At 73.6% G+C, this 17,098-nt stretch carries 14 protein-coding genes and 1 pseudogene; 3 read left to right on the plus strand and 12 right to left on the minus strand.

Annotated elements, in window-relative coordinates:
* Positions 1-199 precede the first annotated feature (199 nt).
* The 8 genes and pseudogenes from ABT296_RS19330 to bdeA all read right to left on the minus strand — a co-directional run bounded on the left by ABT296_RS19330 (position 200) and on the right by bdeA (position 9,775).
* Positions 200-1,465: an ABC transporter substrate-binding protein gene (locus ABT296_RS19330; RefSeq protein ID WP_351928817.1), complete on the minus strand. Its 1,266-nt coding sequence runs from the start codon at positions 1,463-1,465 to the stop codon at positions 200-202.
* Entirely contained in the window at positions 1,462-2,592 is a 1,131-nt protein-coding gene (locus tag ABT296_RS19335; RefSeq protein ID WP_351928819.1) for a branched-chain amino acid ABC transporter permease, read from the minus strand. Before ABT296_RS19335 ends, ABT296_RS19330 begins: the two co-directional genes overlap by 4 nt.
* Complete coding sequence (locus ABT296_RS19340) at positions 2,585-3,481, minus strand: branched-chain amino acid ABC transporter permease (protein ID WP_351928821.1); 897 nt, start codon at positions 3,479-3,481, stop codon at positions 2,585-2,587. The genes ABT296_RS19335 and ABT296_RS19340 overlap by 8 nt, the downstream gene beginning before the upstream one ends.
* The gene (locus ABT296_RS19345; protein ID WP_351928823.1) at positions 3,478-4,314 is read right to left on the minus strand and encodes an ABC transporter ATP-binding protein; all 837 of its coding nucleotides are present in this window, start codon (positions 4,312-4,314) and stop codon (positions 3,478-3,480) included. Before ABT296_RS19345 ends, ABT296_RS19340 begins: the two co-directional genes overlap by 4 nt.
* A complete protein-coding gene (locus ABT296_RS19350; RefSeq protein WP_351928825.1) occupies positions 4,311-5,093 on the minus strand; it encodes an ABC transporter ATP-binding protein in 783 nt (260 codons plus the stop codon). The genes ABT296_RS19345 and ABT296_RS19350 overlap by 4 nt, the downstream gene beginning before the upstream one ends.
* A 696-nt stretch (positions 5,094-5,789) precedes the next feature.
* Complete coding sequence (locus ABT296_RS19355; RefSeq protein ID WP_351928827.1) at positions 5,790-7,070, minus strand: PucR family transcriptional regulator; 1,281 nt, start codon at positions 7,068-7,070, stop codon at positions 5,790-5,792.
* Between the two features lie 203 nt (positions 7,071-7,273).
* A pseudogene (locus ABT296_RS19360) lies at positions 7,274-8,677 on the minus strand (LuxR C-terminal-related transcriptional regulator); the annotation flags it as partial.
* Positions 8,678-8,872: 195 nt separating this feature from the next.
* Positions 8,873-9,775 (minus strand): bis(hydroxyethyl) terephthalate hydrolase, encoded by a 903-nt coding sequence (bdeA, locus tag ABT296_RS19365; protein WP_351928829.1) that lies wholly within the window; start codon positions 9,773-9,775, stop codon positions 8,873-8,875.
* A 236-nt stretch (positions 9,776-10,011) separates the two neighbouring features.
* Here bdeA and ABT296_RS19370 point away from each other — a divergent pair, with 236 nt between their 5' ends.
* Positions 10,012-10,896: a Gfo/Idh/MocA family protein gene (locus ABT296_RS19370; RefSeq protein WP_351928831.1), complete on the plus strand. Its 885-nt coding sequence runs from the start codon at positions 10,012-10,014 to the stop codon at positions 10,894-10,896.
* A 30-nt stretch (positions 10,897-10,926) separates the two neighbouring features.
* Here ABT296_RS19370 and ABT296_RS19375 read toward each other — a convergent pair whose 3' ends face one another.
* Entirely contained in the window at positions 10,927-11,250 is a 324-nt protein-coding gene (locus tag ABT296_RS19375) for a hypothetical protein (RefSeq protein WP_351928833.1), read from the minus strand.
* A 72-nt stretch (positions 11,251-11,322) separates the two neighbouring features.
* A complete protein-coding gene (locus ABT296_RS19380; protein WP_351928835.1) occupies positions 11,323-12,222 on the minus strand; it encodes a GNAT family N-acetyltransferase in 900 nt (299 codons plus the stop codon).
* A 212-nt stretch (positions 12,223-12,434) separates the two neighbouring features.
* Here ABT296_RS19380 and ABT296_RS19385 point away from each other — a divergent pair, with 212 nt between their 5' ends.
* Positions 12,435-12,860 carry an OsmC family protein gene (locus ABT296_RS19385; protein WP_351928837.1) on the plus strand — a complete coding sequence of 142 codons (426 nt, stop codon included), beginning with the start codon at positions 12,435-12,437 and terminating at the stop codon, positions 12,858-12,860.
* Between the two features lie 58 nt (positions 12,861-12,918).
* On the plus strand, positions 12,919-13,845 hold the full coding sequence (locus tag ABT296_RS19390; protein WP_351928839.1) for a GNAT family N-acetyltransferase: 927 nt from the start codon (positions 12,919-12,921) through the stop codon (positions 13,843-13,845).
* 18 nt (positions 13,846-13,863) lie between these two features.
* Here the strand turns inward: ABT296_RS19390 and ABT296_RS19395 are convergent, their stop codons facing one another.
* Both ABT296_RS19395 and ABT296_RS19400 read right to left on the minus strand, forming a co-directional pair.
* Positions 13,864-14,622: a hypothetical protein gene (locus tag ABT296_RS19395; RefSeq protein WP_351928841.1), complete on the minus strand. Its 759-nt coding sequence runs from the start codon at positions 14,620-14,622 to the stop codon at positions 13,864-13,866.
* A 90-nt stretch (positions 14,623-14,712) separates the two neighbouring features.
* Positions 14,713-16,974 carry an MMPL family transporter gene (locus tag ABT296_RS19400; protein WP_351928843.1) on the minus strand — a complete coding sequence of 754 codons (2,262 nt, stop codon included), beginning with the start codon at positions 16,972-16,974 and terminating at the stop codon, positions 14,713-14,715.
* Positions 16,975-17,098 lie beyond the last annotated feature (124 nt).

Below are 17,098 nucleotides of genomic sequence, written 5' to 3' on the forward strand. Positions count from 1 at the left end.
CGGCCGGGACGCGCTCCCAGCCTGACGGCCCCGGGGGCCGCGGGTCCAATAGAGGAAAGAGAACGCATTCATCGGCGGCGGCGCTGAATCGGCGACGGTGCCGAAGGGCCGGCGGCGCTGAAACGCCGGAACCGCGGCGCCGGTAGGGCACCGCGGGTCCGGGTGACTCACCGTCAGGCCGGCCGGCCTGGCGTCGGGCTCACTTCGAGGCCAGGTACTCCTCCACTCCCGGCGCCTCGTGGGCCTCCTCGACGATCACCATGGCGCCGACGGCCTTGGCGTCGGGCTTGAGGACGTAGGTGGAGGAGCTGGCGGGCTTGGCCTTGTCGGAGAAGTTCTGCGGGGTGCCGAGGCCGGCGTCGGCGTTGGACTGCGACCGGTGCGCGGCGACCACGTCCTCCCGGGCCAGGCTGCCGTCCTCGCACGCCTTCTTCAGGTCGGCGCCCATGAGCTGGGCCGCGTTGTAGCCGGAGAGCACACCGGAGTCGACCAGGGCGCCCGGGTACTTCTTCTGGTAGGCGGCCACCATCGTCTTCACCCCGGGCACGTCCGCCGAGACGGCCGGGGCCGCGCTCACCACGCTCAGCATGGCCTCCAGGGCCTTCGCCGCCGGCGTCTCCATCAGCTGCGGGGCGTAGCCGGGGGCGTTGCTGACGACGGGCACCTGGAGCCCGCGGGAGGCGGCGACGCCGACCAGCGAGGCGGTCTGGGCGGGGCCGGCGCTGATCAGGATCGCCTTGACGCCTTCCTTGCGCAGCGCCGAGACCTGCGCGGACAGGTCGGTGTCGGTGGCCTTGATCTTCTGGCCGACGACCTTCAGCCCGGCCTTCTTGGCAGCCCATTCGGAGCCTTCCAGGGCGTTGGCTCCGTAGTCGCCCTCGAAGTAGACGTGGCCGATCGTGTCGCCCTTGGCCAGGCCCTTGGTGCGGGTGAGGAAGTCGACGGCGGCGATCATGTCCAGGTCGTAGGTGGTGCCCAGCACCTGCACGGAGTCCTTCCCGAGCAGCGAGGCTGCCCAGGCCTGCGGGAAGGTGAGCATCTTGTCGCGCTCGATGTCGTCCAGCAGGGCCGCGACCACCGGGGAGCCGATGACCTGGGGCAGCGCGACCACGTCCGGGGCTATGTCGGCGTAGGCGGTGACCGCCTTCTGCACGTCGTAGCCGTGGTCCTTGACGACGATCTCGACCTTGCGGCCGCAGATGCCGCCCTTGGCGTTGGTCTCGTCGGCCCACATCTGCTGGGCCTGCACGATGGACTTGCCGAGGGTGGCGTACGGGCCGGTCAGGTCGGTCAGCGCGCCGAGCTTGATGGCCTTGTCGGTGACGCCGGGTCCGGCCTTGACTCCGTCGGCGCCGTCCGCGGCGCTGTCGCTGTCCGCCTTGGAGCTGCATCCGGTGCCGGCGAGGAGCAGGGCGGTCAGGGCGGCGGCCAGGACCGTCCTGGTGCGGTGCGTGGGGTGGTTCACGGTGTCGGCTCCTTGGCTCGTACGGCTGAGGCGGATGGTTGGGCCGGGGTCGCGGGGTCCGCGGCCCCGGGGGCGGCGCGTCGGCGGTTCAGGCGGGCGCGGGTGCGCCGGACCAGGCCGTGCAGCCCGTCGGGGGCGAAGAGCAGGATCAGGACGATCGCCGCTCCGTAGAGGTAGCGGGCGGCCTCGGTGGGGCCGACCACGCCGTCGGTGGTGCCGGGGGCGGCCACCAGGGGGAGCTGGTCGGCGTACCGGGTCATCAGCAGGGGCAGCGCGGTGACGAACACCGCTCCCGCAGTGGCGCCGGCCACCGAGCCGAGGCCGCCGATGACGATCATGGCGAGGTAGTCGACCGAGAGGGCGAGCCCGAAGTAGTCCGGGACCACCCGGCGGAAGGCGAGGGCGAGCATCACCCCGGCCAGGCCCGCGTACATGGAGGAGACCACGAAGGCCGCCGAGCGGTAGCGGGAGACGTGCACGCCCATCACCGCGGCCGCGGTCTCGCTGTCGCGCAGGGCCACCAGGGCCCGGCCGGGGCGTCCGCGCAGCAGACCCCGGGCGGAGAACCAGGTGAGCGCGAACAGGGCCAGGCCCAGGTACCAGAGCCGCTCCTCGGCGCCGAACGGGATCCCCAGCACGGTCAGTTCGGGGTCGGACTCGGTGAAGGTGAACCCGCCCAGCTCCAGCGGCGGCACCGAACTGCCGTTGAAGCCGCCGGTGACGGAGTCCGCGGTGAGCAGGACGTGGTGTCCGAGGAAGACCAGGGCGAGGGTGGCGACGCCCAGGTAGATGCCGCGCACCCGGCCGGCGACGGGGCTGAAGAGTCCGCCCGCGGCCCCGGCGAGCAGCACCGCGAGGACCAGGGCGACGGCGGGCGGCAGTCCGGGGCCGGTGTCGCCGGCGAGCCAGACGTAGCCGTAGGCGCCGACGGCGAGGAAGAAGGCGTGGCCGAGGGAGAGTTGGCCCGCGGTGCCGGAGAGCAGGCCGAGGCCCACGGCGCCGACGGCGGCGGCCATCGAGAACAGGCCGATGCGCAGCCAGAAGGCGTCCAGGTAGAAGGGCAGGACGCACAGCACGACGACGAGCAGGACGGTCCAGGCGCGGTAGCGTCGCAGCAGTTCAGACACGGGCCGCTCCCTTCGCGCCGAACAGCCCGTTGGGCCGCACGAGGAGGACCAGGATCATGACCGCGTAGGGGGCGACGTCGCCGAATCCCTCGCCGAGGACGTGCAGGTCGGTCTGGTAGCCGGCGACCAGGGCCTCGGTCAGGCCGATCAGCATGCTGCCCGCGAGGGCGCCGGGCGGCGAGGCCATGCCGCCGAGGATGGCGGCCGGGAACGCCTTCAGCGCGATCTGTCCGGTCGTACGCTCCAGGCCCGGGGCCGGGAAGGCCGCGAGGAAGACCGCGGCCAGTGCGGCGAGGCCGCCCGCCAGGCACCAGGCGAGGGTGCGCATCCGCACCAGCCGTACGCCCATCAGGGCGGCCGCCTCCATGTCCTCGGCCGAGGCCCGCAGCGCCAGGCCCCAGTCGGTGTACCGGAAGAGGGCGAAGACGCCGCCGATGACGACGGAGGAGACCACGATCGCGGCGAGCCGGCTGTCGGCGACGGTGATGGGGCCGAGGCCGCTGACCGAGTCGCCCCAGGGGTCGCCGAGCGAGAGCAGGTCCCCGCCGATGCGGCGGGACAGATCGGTGAGCAGGACGATGTCGACACCGATGGTGACGATGGTCTGCACATGGGAGGAGTGCGCGTCCTGGCCGCCGGCCTGGAGCAGGAACCGGTCCATCAGGCCCGCGACGCCCGCCGTGACCAGGACGGCCACCGCGAGGGCGCCCGCGAAGCCGATGTCCTCGTGGAGGACGGCGGTGAGGTAGCCGCCGAGCAGGAGCAGGGAGCCGTGGGCGAAGTTGATGACGCCCGAGGCCTTGAAGATGATGACGAACCCGAGGGCGACCAGGGCGTAGACGGAGCCCAGGGCGAGGCCGTTGAGGACGTTGTCGAGGAAGCCGGTCATGCCGCGTCCTCCCCGTTCGCGCCGTTCGCCTCGGCGGCCTCGGGAGCGTCGGTCGCCTCGGTGCCGAGGTAGGCGCGCAGCACCTCGGGGTCGCGGCGGACCTCGTCGGGGGTGCCGTGGGCGATGACGCGGCCGAAGTCGAGGACGGTCACCTCGTCGGCGAGCCGCATCACCAGCCCCATGTCGTGCTCCACCAGCACCACGGACAGGCCGAGTTCGGCGCGCACGGCGCGGATCGTCTCGGCGGTGCGGGCCCGTTCGGCGGCGTTCATGCCGGCCACGGGTTCGTCGAGCAGCAGCACGGTTGGCTCCAGACAGAGGGCGCGGGCGAACTCCACGCGCTTGCGGTCGCCGTAGGACAGCAGGCCGACCGGGGAGTCGAAGTGGGGCCCCAGGCCGGTCAGTTCGGCGATCTCCCGGGCCTTGGCGAGGTGCTCGCGCTGTTCGCGCACGACGTGCGGCAGACGCAGGGCGCTGGCGGCGAAACCGGCGCGGGAGAGGAGGTGGCGGCCGAGCATCAGGTTGTCGGCGACCGTTCCCTGGGTGGTGACGATGTTCTGGAAGGTGCGGGCCACGCCCAGGGCGGCGATGCGGTGCGGGGCGAGCCGGGTCAGCTCGGTGTCGCCGAGGCTGACGGTGCCGGAGGCGGGGCGGTACAGGCCCGACAGCACGTTGAAACAGGTGGACTTGCCGGCCCCGTTGGGCCCGATGATCGCGTGCGCGGTGCCCGGGGCGACGGTGAAGGACACCGAGTCCAGGGCGGTGAGCCCGGCGAACCTGACGGTGACGTCCCGCACGGCGAGCACCGGTGGCGTGGTGGTGCGGTCGTTCACGCGGCCCCCTGACCGTCGGCGGTCTCGCCCAGGTACAGCCGCCGTACGGCGTCGGTGCGGGCGAGTTCGTCGGCGTCCCCGGAGAGCCGGACCTCGCCGACCTCCAGGACGTAGGCGCTGTCCGCGAGGGAGAGCGCCATGCCGGCGTTCTGTTCGACCAGCAGCACGGCGGTGCCCTGGCCGTTGATCTCCTTCACCACGTCGGCGATCCGGGCGACCATCTGCGGGGCGAGACCGAGGGAGGGCTCGTCGAGCAGGAGCAGCCGCGGGGCGGCCATCAGGGCGCGGCCGATGGCGAGCATCTGCTGTTCGCCGCCGGAGAGCAGACCGGCGGCCTGTCCGGTGCGTTCCGCCAGCCGCGGGAAGAGGGAGAACACCCGGTCCCGGGACTCGCGGACCAGGGCGGGGCTGCGCCGGCCGAGCCCGAGGCCGCCGGTGCGCAGGTTCTCGTCGACGGTGAGCCCGGCGAACACCCGCCGGCCCTCCGGTACCTGCACCACACCGGCGCGGACCGCGGCGACCGGGTCGCGGCCGTCGAGTTCCGTGGCGCCGTAGCGGATGCGCCCGGCGGTGACCGCGCCGCGGTGCAGGCGCAGGGTGCCCGACACCGCGCGCAGCAGCGTGGTCTTGCCCGCGCCGTTGGCGCCGAGCAGGGCGACGACACCCCCGTGCGGGACGCTCAGCGACACGGAGCGGAGGGCGGACAGGGCCCGGCCGTAGGTCACGTCCACTTCCTCGACGTGCAGGGCCGGTTCGTCGTCCGGTGGTGCTTCGGGCATCACGGCTCCTCGGGTCCGTGCCGCTCGGCACGGGACGTTGGGGGAAGGGGAGCTCACGACAGCACGAGCGCGGGCAGGCGGAACAGGTCTGCGGGCGGGGTCGCTGCGCGGTCCCAACGGGTACGGGCGGGGTTTGTGCGGGTGCCCAGGGGTGAGGTGCGCGAAGGTTCCCCGGCGAGGGCGGGGGCAGGCAGGAGGGCGGGGGCGAACCGGCTCGACGGGGGCCCGGGACGGGGGTGCGGAGGCTGGTGCGGATGGCTTGAACGGTAGGTGCGGCGGCCTGGCGCGGGCGGCCTGAACAGAGGCGCGGCGGCCCGGTGCGGGCGGCCTGAACAGAAGCGTGGCAGCCCGGTTCGAGGACCCGGAACGGGCGCGGTACGCACCCCGGGTGCAGGGGCCGGAACGGCAGACCGGGGCGGCAGCCGGTGCCCGTGCCAAGGGCATCCCCGGGGCGGGGACCCCGGAATGGCGGTACGGCGCCCTCGTGCGGTGGCCGGCCCTGCGCCCCGGCGCGGGACCCCCGTACGACGGCACGCGCCCCGAGGCGGGCCCGGCGGGACGGGCGCCCCGGTGCGGGACTCGGAACAGCCGTACGGCGCCCCCGTTCGGGGCGTGGGCCACGCCCCGAACGCGGTCGGCGCCCGGATCGGGGTCCGGGCGCCGTGGGGTGCGTGAGGTGCGTGGGGTGCGGTCGGTTCAGCGCAGGAGTCTGCGGGCCGTCAGGGCCAGGCTGATCTCCACCACGTCCAGCGGGCGGGCCAGGGAGCGCCCGGTGAGCTGTTCGCAGCGGCGCAGCCGGTTGAGCACCGTGTTGCGGTGGCAGTACAGCCGCTCGCCCGCGCGCTGGGCCGAGCCGTCGCAGGTCAGCCAGGCGGACAGGGTGTCCAGGAGGACGTCCCGGTCGGCGGGCTCCAGACGGAGCAGGGGGCCGAGGACCCGGTCGGCGAGGGTGGCGCCGAGCTCGGGGCAGGAGACGACGAGGGCCTCCGGGAGGTGCTCGGTCAGACGGATCGTGCCGCCCCCGGGCGGGCACATGTTCAGGGCGAGGTCGGCCAGTCGGCGGGCGTCGCCCACGGTGGCGAGGCCGGAGACCACGTTGCCGATGCCGATCCTGCTGCCCGGCGCGGACAGGTCCAGGGCCTGGACGGGGTCCTCGTCGCCCTCCGGGTCCTCGTCGCCGACCAGGACGATGCCGTAGTCCACTTCCCCTCCTGGATGCCAGTGCACACGGGTGCCGGGCGGTACGGCGACGGTGCGGGCGCCCGCGGCTGCCGCCGGCCGTCCGCCGGTGACCGCGACGACCACGAACCGGCCGTGTTCCGGCAGGTCGAGGGCGTCGGCGGCCTCGGGCAGGTCGGCGATGCGGCTGGTGCCGTCGAGGAGGGCGGCGGCCAGCAGCCGTACCCGGTTCTCGCGCCGCCAGGCCAGCTGCCGTTCGGCCTGCCGGTAGGCGTCCGCCACGAGGGTGCAGTGCTCGTCGACGAAGTCCCACACGTCGGTCGCCACATGGACGAGCAGCCGTACGTCCTCGGGGGCGGTGCGGGAGGTCTCCTCCACCAGCCGCTGCCAGACCAGGGAGCCGCCGAGGCGGAACGCGTGCAGCAGGGCGTCGAGCGGCAGGCCCTGCTCCGCCCGGCGGACGCCGATCTGCCAGGAGCAGCGGCGGGCCGCGTCCCGGTTGCCGCGCGGGTCGAGCAGGGAGAGCACGCTGTGCCGCAGCGAGCGGTGCACCTCCTGCCAGGTTCCGGCGTAGTCGCCCTCCATGGCCGTGCGGTAGGCGGTCTCCTGGTCGCGCAGCAGCGCCACCAGCCGTTCGGTGAGGTCCGGCAGGTCGTCGAGGAGCGAGCGCGCGGCCCGGTGCAGGACGACCAGTGCGTCGGCGTCGATGAGCGACCGGCCGCGCCGCCCCCCGCGCGGCTGTGGAACGGGCGTCGGCCCGGTGCGGATCATCGCGCGTGTCCGTACGGCAGGATGCATCGCGGTCCTCCCCCAACCTCGGACTCCCGGCGGTGCGCCCGTGCCGGGAGGCTCAGCGGTGTCCGGTCGCCCGCGTCGCCCGTACGGCGGCGGCGGCCGCCCGACTCGTCCTGCCCCGAAGGATGACATACCGTCCGGTCGGTCCCTAGGGTCGTGCACCGGTCTTTTTTCCCGCTCCCGTTCACGGATCCGCACGTCGGCCGTCACCGGCCCTGTTGGTCGACCATGCGCGCCAGCTCCATCCGGGACCGCACCCCGAGCGTGGCGAAGACATTGCGCAGGTGGTAGTCGACCGTGCGGGTGCTGACGGCGAGGCGCTGTGCGACCTCCCGGTTGGTGGCGCCCTCGGCGACGTGCCGGGCGATCCTCAGCTGCTGCGGTGTCAGCCGTCCCAGTTCGCCGCCCGCGCACCCGGGCCCGGCGGCCCCGTTGGCCCGCAGCTCCCCGCGTGCCTGTTCCGCCCAGGCCCGCGCCCCGCACCGCTCGAAGCCCACGAGGGCGGCGCCGAGCCGGTCCCGGGCCTCCTTCAGCCGCCGCCGGCGCCGCAGCCATCGGCCGTGGAGAAGTTCGGTGCGGGCCCGTTCGAAGTCGCCGCCGGTCGCGTCGTGCCGGGCGAGCGCCTCGGCGTACAGCGCGTCGGCGCGGTCCTCGGGGGCGAGCAGCGCCCGGCAGCGGGCGAGTTGGGCGGGGGCGTGGGGGTCGGCGCCGAACTCGGCCCACAGCGCGAAGTCGGCGACGACGGCCCGCGCGTCGTCGCCCCGTCCGGCGAGCACGGCGGCCTCCACGAAGCAGGGCACGGCGAGCATCCAGACCGCGAAGTGGCCGCGCCGGACGCCGGGGAGCACCAGGGGGCCGAGCCGGTCGGCGGCGTCGAGGGGCCGGCCGCGGGCGAGGTCGGTGCGGGCCAGCGCCCATTCCGCGAGGGTCGCCGCCTGGGCCAGGCCGTGCCGACGGGCGGTGGCGAGGGCGGCCGTGGCGTGCGCGGTGACGGTGGCCGTCTCGCCGGCGATCGAGGCGGCCAGGGCGAGCATGGCCCGGTGGTGCGCGGCCGTGTTGCGCCGCCCGGCGCGGTCGGCGGTCCTGACGCCCTCCTCGGCGTGGGTACGGGCCTGGGCGTGTCGTCCGGCGCGCAGTTCGGCGTAGGCGAGGTACTCCAGGGCCCGGGACTGGAGGGCGGCGGAGTCCTGGTCGCGGGCGACGGCGAGGGCGCGGGCGCCGGCCCGGCGGGCCGCGACGACGTCCCCGAGGAGCAGGGCGGCGGCCGCCGCGCGCAGCAGGTTTTCGGGCCGGTCGCCCCCGTGCTCCGTGACGCGTCGCAGCGGCTCCGCCGCCTGTGCGGGCCGCAGCTCCAGCAGGGCCCGCATGCCGGTGCCGTAGTCCCCCGCGACCGGGGGGTGCGCCCCGGACGCGCCCAGGGCGGTGAGACACGCAGCCCTGTCGCCCGCGGCCCAGGCCGCGTCCGCCGCCAACAACCTCGCCGAATGCGCCTGTTCGGGTTCCTCGGCCGCCAGCAGGGACGCCGCGAGCAGCAGCGTCTCGCGGGCGTCGTCCACCGGTCCGTCCGCCAACTGCGTCCTGCCGCGCGCGAGTTCCGAGCGTCCGCGCTCGGCGGTCGACACACTCCGGTCACCGCTCATTCCAGCGACGTTACTTGGGCGTAACGCGCGGCGGAAGGATGTCGACGACGGGGTTCCGGTCCGGCAACGGACCGGTGACCTGCGGCGGAGCACCATATGAAGGATCAACGAAATGTGCCGCCGCCCAGTCGGACCGGGCGGCGGCCGTGCACGGGCACAACGGCGTCAGGAGTGGGGGCAGTTGCCCCGGTACTCCTCGATGGTCAGGCTCGGGGAGGGCAGCGGGCAGAGGAACTGCTCGTAGCGGGTGTCGTTGTCGATGAACCGCTTGAGCCAGGAGATGCTGTACTTCGCGATCGTCGTGTTCGACGAGTTGGGTGTGAAGTGGGTGGCCCCGTTCAGCTCCAGATAGGCGCGGTCCGTTCCGGACGGCAGGCTGGTGTAGAAGGGTTCGGCGTGGCTGCCGACGGAGGCGATGGTGTCGCCGTCTGCACCGAAGATCAGCGTGGGTGTGGTGACCTCGGGCCAGGTCTTGTCGAGGTTCCACGGGGTGAGCGGGATGGCCGCCTGGAGCGACGGCCGGGACTTCGCGGCCTCCAGGGTGCCGCCGCCGCCCATGGAGTGGCCCATGACGCCGAGCCTGCTGCTGTCGACGCGGGTGCGCACCGAGCTGCTCTGCGTCAGGTAGTCCAGCGCGGCGAGGAGCTGGCGGCCCCGGGAGTCGGGCTGGTCGAGGGTGGTGAGGGTGTCGATGGTGAACACCACGAAGCCCTGCGAGGCCAGGCGCGGGCCCAGCCAGGCGATCGAGGACTCGTAGGCGGTGTACCCGGGCGAGATGACCACGGCGCCGAAGGTGCCGTCGGCGGTGCTGGTCGGGTAGTAGATCGTGCCGCCGCCGAATCCGCTGACGAGGAGCGAGGAGACGGAGGTCTGCGACACGGCGTACGAGCCGCGCGAGGCCTCGATGCTGGCGTTGGTCGGCGCGGGACCGCGCTCGTAGGGGTTGGCCGCCGCCTGTGCGCCGGGACCGGCGAGGGTTCCGAGGCCGAGGACCACGGCGAGCGCCGCCGCGGCCGTGGCGAGCCGGCCGGCCTTGCGGGGCTTGGTGTGGGGGTGGTGGAGCTGCACGACGGGTCGTCCTCTCTGTCGTGGCGGCCGGACGGCACGGGGACTGCCGAACCGGTGGGCGCCGCCGTTGAACGGGCGGTGCCACTGTGGGCGCTCGGACCGGTGCCGGGGACCGGCAATGTCACCGGTCTCCCGGCACCCCTTTCGGCCGAGCGGGGGCGGCTCGGCCCGCCCGTGCCCCGGCCCGGTGTGAAACGCTCGAGGTCGTCCTGACGGCGTTGTGGAGAGGCGGCGGTATGCGCATCGGACTGCTCGGCACCGGCCCGTGGGCCACGATGGTCCACGCCCCGGCCCTGGACGGGCACCCGGAGGTGGACTTCGCCGGGGTGTGGGGCCGCCGCCCGGAAGCGGCGAAGGTACTGGCCGACCGGTACGGGGTCCCGGCCCACGACGACGTCGACGCGCTGCTGGCCGACGTGGACGCCGTGGCCGTGGCCCTGCCCCCGGCGGTCCAGGCCGAGCTGGCGGTGCGGGCCGCGCGGGCGGGCCGTCATCTGCTGCTGGACAAGCCGCTGGCGACGACGGTCGAGCAGGGGCGTGCGGTGGTCGGGGCGGCCGAGGAGGCGGGGGTGGCGTCGGTGGTGTTCTTCACCAGCCGGTTCCAGCCGGAGATCGACGCGTGGATCGCCGAACAGGCTTCCGTGGACGGCTGGTTCACCGCGTACGCCCAGTGGCTGGGCGCCGTGTTCAGCGGCGGCGACAGTCCGTTCGCGACGCCGTGGCGGCGGGAGAAGGGCGCCCTGTGGGACGTGGGTCCGCACGCCCTGTCGGTGCTGGTGCCGGTCCTCGGTGAGGTGCGGCGGGTGGCGGCGGCCGCGCACGGCCCCGGGGACACCGCGCATCTGGTCCTGGAGCACGCCGGCGGGGCGTCGAGCACGCTGACGCTGAGCCTGACCGCGCCCGAGGCCGCCGCGGGGAGCGCCGTGGAGCTGCGCGGGGCGGCGGGGGTGACGCGTCTGCCGGCGAGCGGGCAGGGCGCGCTGGAGGCCTACGGACGGGCGACGGACGCCCTGCTCACGGCCGCCCGGACGGGCCGTCCGCACCCTTGCGACGCGGCCTTCGCCCTGCGGGTCACCCGGACCCTCGCCGAGGCGGACGCCCTGCTGGGTGCGGGCGGGTGAGGTGGGCCGGGTCCACCGCTCCCGCGCCTGCTACTCCTCGAAGGGCGTCTCGTTCCAGCGGAACCAGGCCCGGTCCCCCTCGATGTGCAGGAGGAACTCGGCGACCGGGCCGTCCGGCGAGGAGAGGGTAACGCGGCGCTCGATCTCGCCGTAGGCCGCCTCCCACTCCTCCACGTGCTCGTCGACCCGTTCCAGCAGGGCGAGTTCACGGGCGAAGAGGTCGCGCACCGAGGCGTATGCGGGACCGGGGGCGAAGTGGCCGGACAGCCAGGGGAAGTCGGCCTCGTCGATCGTGATCCGCCCGACCGACTCGTCCCCGCTGCGGACCTGCCACACCATGCCGTCGAACCCCACCGTGCCTCCGTAAAGCAGTCTGTCGCCGTCAGTGCCGGATCAGCATGTCACCCGGCACCGACAGCGGCGGGGTCACGCGGTGACGGCGGGGAGGTGGAAGTTGATCCGCTCCCGGACCACCGGGTGGCCGGCCCGGGCGAAGTTCGCGGCCATCGGGAAGTTCCCCCGGTCGGTGGCCCCGCTGATCGACTCGGCGCCCTGCTCGGCCAGGAAGCGGGTGCACTCCACGAGCAGGTCGTAGGCGTAGCCGTTGCCGCGGTGCTCGGGCAGGACGCCGATGAACCCGATGACGGCGGAGGTCTGGTTGCGGGCGGGGATGTGGATGCCGACCGGCTCGCCGTCCGCGTTCCGGGCGACCTGCCACCACTCGCGCGGGGAGGGGCACCAGTGGAAGAACTCCAGCTCCTCCCGGGCGGCCTGCTCGACGCCGCCCTCCTCGATCGCCTTCAGGGCGTGCGCGTCGAGCGTGGCGGAGTGGATGCGGCGCAGGGCGTCGAGGAACACGGCGTCGTCGGCCTCGGGTGCGAAGGCGAGCCGGCCGGGCCGCTCGGGGAGTCCGCACTCGGGCGTCCAGCGGTACAGGTACCGCTCGACGAGCGGTTCGTAGCCGGCCGCCCGGGCCGCGGCGAAGGCGGTGTCGGCCGCCGCGCGGACGGCCGGGTCCTCGCGTCCCCCGGCGGGCAGGTTGAACTCCAGCTCGACCTGCCACGGGGCGGAGCGCAGGAGTGCGGCGCCCGCCTCCTCCTCGCCCTCGGCCACGTCGAACCAGTTGATGTTGACCGGTTCGGTGTCGTCGGGGCCGCCCCACCAGGCGCCGCGCGCGACGACGCGGCCGTCGCGCAGGGCGACGCGCTTCCACTCGGGCCGGTGGACGGTGGCGCGGTGCGCCTCGGCGGCGCCCAGCGGGTCGGGCAGGGCGTCGAACAGGTGGGCGTCGTGAATGTCGAGCGTACGGATGACCGGTTCGGTCATGGGTGAATCCTCCGGTGTACGAGCTGCGAGGAGCGCTCCCGGTCGGATCAGCCGAAGCACGCCGGGACTGCGGGGAGGGGAGCGCTGGAGAGGGTGAACGACACGGCACTCGCCTCCTTCCGTCGTCTCAAGGCGTGATGATCACACCGTAGGGGATCCTCCCGGGTGCGTCCACGCTTTTCCCGCGGCCGGGCCGGGCTAGGGTCGGCCCCATGACCGACGAATCCCTGCGCTCCGTCACCGTCGAGCGGACCGCCACCGGACACTTCACCGCCGTCAACGCCCGTGGCGGCACACTCGCGTTCGGCACCGAGGGCGCCGACTTCACCCCGGTGGAACTGCTGCTCGCCGCGATCGGCGGCTGCACGATGGCCGACGTGGACGTCGCCACCGCCCGGCACGCGGAGCCGGACCGCTTCACCGTCACCGTCAAGGGGCACAAGGTGAGCGACGAGCAGGGCAACCGGATGACGGACCTGGAGGTGACCTTCTCCGTCGCCTTCCCGCAGGGCGAGGGCGGCGACCGCGCCCGCGCGATCCTGCCGCGCGCGGTGAAGTCCTCGCACGACCGGCTCTGCACGGTCAGCCGCACGATCGAGGCCGGCACCCCGGTGCGGACGGTCGTCGAGGACGCCTGAAGCCCGCCCCGCCGATAATCCGTTGCGGACGCCCCGCCCGGCATCCGACCCTGGCCGCATGCCCTACCTCGTGCGCCCCGCCACCCTCGCCGACGCACCCGCCGTCACCGAACTCCTCAACCAGGTCGACGTCATCGAGATCGGCCGCCCGGAGACCGACCTCGGCACCGTCGAGGCCGATCTGAAGCACCCCGAGACCGATCTGGCCCAGGACTCCTGGCTCGCCTTCGACGAGGGACGGCTGGTGGCGTACGCGCTGCTGTGGGACGAGTCGGGCGGGGAGCGGGTCGACGTCGACCACTACGTCCTGCCCGACCACCAGGAGGCGGGGCAGCGGCTGTTCACGGCGCTGGAGACCAGGGCGCTCGCCAGGGCCCGCGGCAACGGCGCGGAGCGGGCCGTGGTCCATCTCCATCTCAACGTCGCGCCCACGCTGGACACTGCGCTGATCGAGAAGCGCGGCTGGTCCGTCGTCCGGCGCTACCACGTCCTGCACCGGCCGGTGGACCCGGAGGCGAACCCGGCGCCGGTTCCCCCCTCGGGCGTCCGGCTGCGGGCCTGCGCCGACGAGGCCGACCGCCGACGCGTCCACGAGCTGTACCAGGCCACCTTCGCCGAGCACTTCGACTTCCAGCCGCGCGCCTACGAGCAGTGGCTGCACGACATCGACGCCGAGGGCCTCGACTGGTCGCTGGTGTGGATAGCGAGCACCGAGGAGCACGGGGACGCCGGTTTCCTCCTCGCCCGTGACGACCGCGAGGCCATGGGCTGGATCCGCTCCCTCGGCGTACGCGGCGAGGCGCGCGCCCTCGGTCTCGGCGGACTGCTGCTGCGCCACGCGTTCGCCGTGTTCGCGGGCCGCGGACGGGAGACGGTGGGCCTGGGTGTGGACACCGGCAACACGACGGGCGCGCCGGGCCTTTACGCCCGGCACGGGATGACGGTCCGCTACGCGGTGGACACCTGGGAAGCCGTCCTCACCTGACGGCGGCGCCCAGGCCGCTCAGTACGCGCGGTTCGGATAGTGCGGGTCCGACCAGCGGTCCGGCCCCGTGAGCCCGATCAGCCTTATGCGGTGCAGGAGTTGCTCCGGTACGTCGAGGGCGCGCAGCCGGTCGGGGGCGAACCGGACAAGCCAGTCGGCGAGTTGGACGCGCAGGGGCTCGGGGTCGTGCCAGGTGTGCCAGGGCAGTTCGTCGCCGAGCAGCTCGTACTCCCACGCTGCCGCCGCCGTCGCCAGGTGGCGGGAGGCCACGGGGTGGTCGAGGCCGGCCCAGACGTCGAGCCACGGGGTGAGCGCGCCGGACGCCTCCGCGCACAGGGCGAGCAGCTCGTGCGCGGGGACGGCGGGCTCGGGGTCCTGGAGGCAGGCGGCCCACCAGGCGTGGAGGAACTCCCACACGACGACGGTCTGTCGCGCGGGCCACTCGCGCCAGTGGCCGCGGTCGAACGACCGGCCGACCTCGTACATGCCGAACATCGGCGCCGCCCGGCCGGCGACCAGCTCCCTGCCGAACTGGGGCAGGATGCGGCGCAGCACCGCGCCGTGGTCGTCCCAGTCGGGTGCGTCCCAGGTGCGGCGGAGCAGGTCCGCGTCCAGCTCCACGTCGGGGGTCTTCAGCAGGTCCAGTTCCTCGTCGCTGCCCCAGTGGCACTCGCACTGGGTCTCGTCGGCGGCAGCGGTCGCACCGCGGAAGGTGATGTCCAGGCCGTCCAGCGCGTGGCGCAGGCGGAGCCGGGCGGGAGTGTCGTCGAGGTTCATGCGCGGGGCCCTCACGGGGACTCCGGGCGGCTTCCGCCGGCCGAAGATCGCGACCTTACCCCCTGGAGGGCCGTCGGGCACACGGGTTTCTCACCGCTCGGCCGCGCCGGACGGCCGCCGTACCTCCTCCCCCTCCACGTTGATGTGCGGGAGGACCCGGTCCAGCCAGCGGGGTGTCCACCAGGCGTGCGACCCGAGCAGGGTCATCACGGCGGGCACCATGAGCAGGCGCACGACGGTCGCGTCGATCAGTACGCTCACGGCGAGGCCCAGTCCGAGCATCTTGACCACGATGTTGTCACTGACGATGAACGCGGCGAAGACGCTCACCATGATCAGGGCGGCGCAGGTGATGACCCGGGCGGTGATCTCCAGGGCGTGGGCGACGGACGCCTTGGCGTCCTGGGTGCGCAGCCACGCCTCGTGCACCCGGGAGAGCAGGAAGATCTCGTAGTCCATGCTCAGCCCGAAGATGATGGCGAACATCATCATCGGCACATAGCTCTCGATGGGCACCTTGCCGTTGACGCCGAGCGCGGGTCCGCCCCAGCCCCACTGGAAGACGGCCACGACGACGCCGTAGGAGGCGGCGATCGACAGGACGTTGAGGACAGCGGCCTTCACGGCGACCAGGAGGCCGCGGAAGACAACCAGGATGATCAGGAAGGCCAGGGCGACGACCACGGCGATGATCAGGGGGAGCCGTTCGGCCACGATGTCGCGGAAGTCGACCTGGGCCGCGGTGGTACCGGTCACGTAGCCCTTGGCGTCGGTGCCGGCGACCGCGTCGGGCAGCGTGTCGTCGACCAGGCGGTTGGTGAGGTCGGTGGTGCCGGCGTCCTGCGGGGAGGTCTTGGAGTAGACGGTGGAGATCAGGACGTCGCCGTCCTTGGTCGTGGTGAGCGGGGTGGCGACGGCCGCCCCGGACACGTCGTCGAGGCTCTTCTGCACCTTCGAGGACAGGTCCGAGCGCTGGGAGTCGGGCACCTTCGTCTGGTCCACGACGACGGTCAGCGGGCCGTTGGAGCCGGGGCCGAAGGAGTCGGTCATCAGGTCGTAGGCGCGCCGGTCGGTGAAGGAGGTGGGGTCGGCGCCGTCGCCGATGTGGCCGAGCTGCATGGAGAAGACGGGGATGGCGAGGACCGCGATGGTGACCAGGCCCGCGGTCAGGTAGCGCACCGGCCGGCGCGCCACGCGCTGCGCGTAGCGGTGCCAGGTGCCCTGCGGTTCGGCGCCCGGTTCGGCGTCGGTCTCGGCGACCGGCCTACGCACCCGGTAGCGGTCGATGCGGGTGCCGATCAGGCCCAGCAGGGCCGGGACGAGCGTCAGGGCGCCGGCGACCGCGGAGACCACCGTCACGGCGGCGGCGACGCCGAGTTTGCTGATGAAGGACACCCCGGACGCGGACAGGCCGGCGAGGGCGACGATCACGGTGCAGCCGGAGACCAGGACGGCCCGGCCACTGGTGGCGGCGGCCCGGCCGGCGGCCTCGACGGGATCGGCGCCGTCCATGAGGTTCTGCCGGTGGCGGGTGATCAGGAACAGCGCGTAGTCGATGCCGACGCCGATGCCGATCATCGTGGCCAGGGTCGGGGAGACGGTCGCGAAGGTGAAGGCGGCGGCCAGCAGCCCGAGGCAGGCCAGGCCCCCGACCACGCTGATCAGGGCCGTTACCAGGGGGATGCCGGCCGCGATCACACTGCCGAAGCCGATGAGCAGCACCACGATCGCCACCGCGAAGCCGATCAGCTCGCTCACCCGGTCGTTGGCCTCGGGCCGGGCCAGCTCACCGAGCGGACCGCCGTACTCGACCTCCGCCCCGGCCGATCTGAGCGGCTGTACGGCCTTGTCCACGCCGTCGAGGTAGCTGTCGCCGAGGGTGGAGGGCTGCACGTCGAACCGCATGGTGATGTAGGCGGTCTTGCCGTCCGTGGACACCGGGCCGACGTTGGGCTGGCCGCTGGGCGGGGGCGGTGCGTCGAGCGGGTTCTGCGCGGACAGGACGTGGGAGAGCTTGCCCAGGTCGCCGACCGTGGTGGACATCTGCGAGTCCAGCGAGGACAGCGCCTTGTCCTTGTCGTGGACGACGATCTGGCTGCTGTAGCCGCCTGCCGCGGGATCGTGCGCCTGGAGGACGTCGAGGCCCTTCTGCGACTGCGACTGGGGCAGCGAGAAGTTGTCCGAGTACTCTCCGCCGTGCAGGTGGTTCAGCGTCTGGAGGGCGACCAGCGCCACCAGCCAGGCGACGATGACGATCACGAAATGCCGGGCGCATGCCTCCCCCAGCCTGCGCAGTCCGCGTGGCCGCGGCGCCCCCGTCTGCTCCCCCGTCGTGTCGCGAGTCGGTGACATGAGCTCCGTGTTTCTGCGTAGCCCGAGAGATGCCTCCTCCCCATTAGACGCCGCCGCGATCAAGTGGGCATTTCAGATTCGTCGGCTCCTCGGGATGCACGGCGCGCCGAGGCGTTGAATGGTG

The sequence above is a fragment of the Streptomyces sp. NPDC000983 genome, from assembly GCF_040299205.1.
GTDB lineage: Bacteria > Actinomycetota > Actinomycetes > Streptomycetales > Streptomycetaceae > Streptomyces.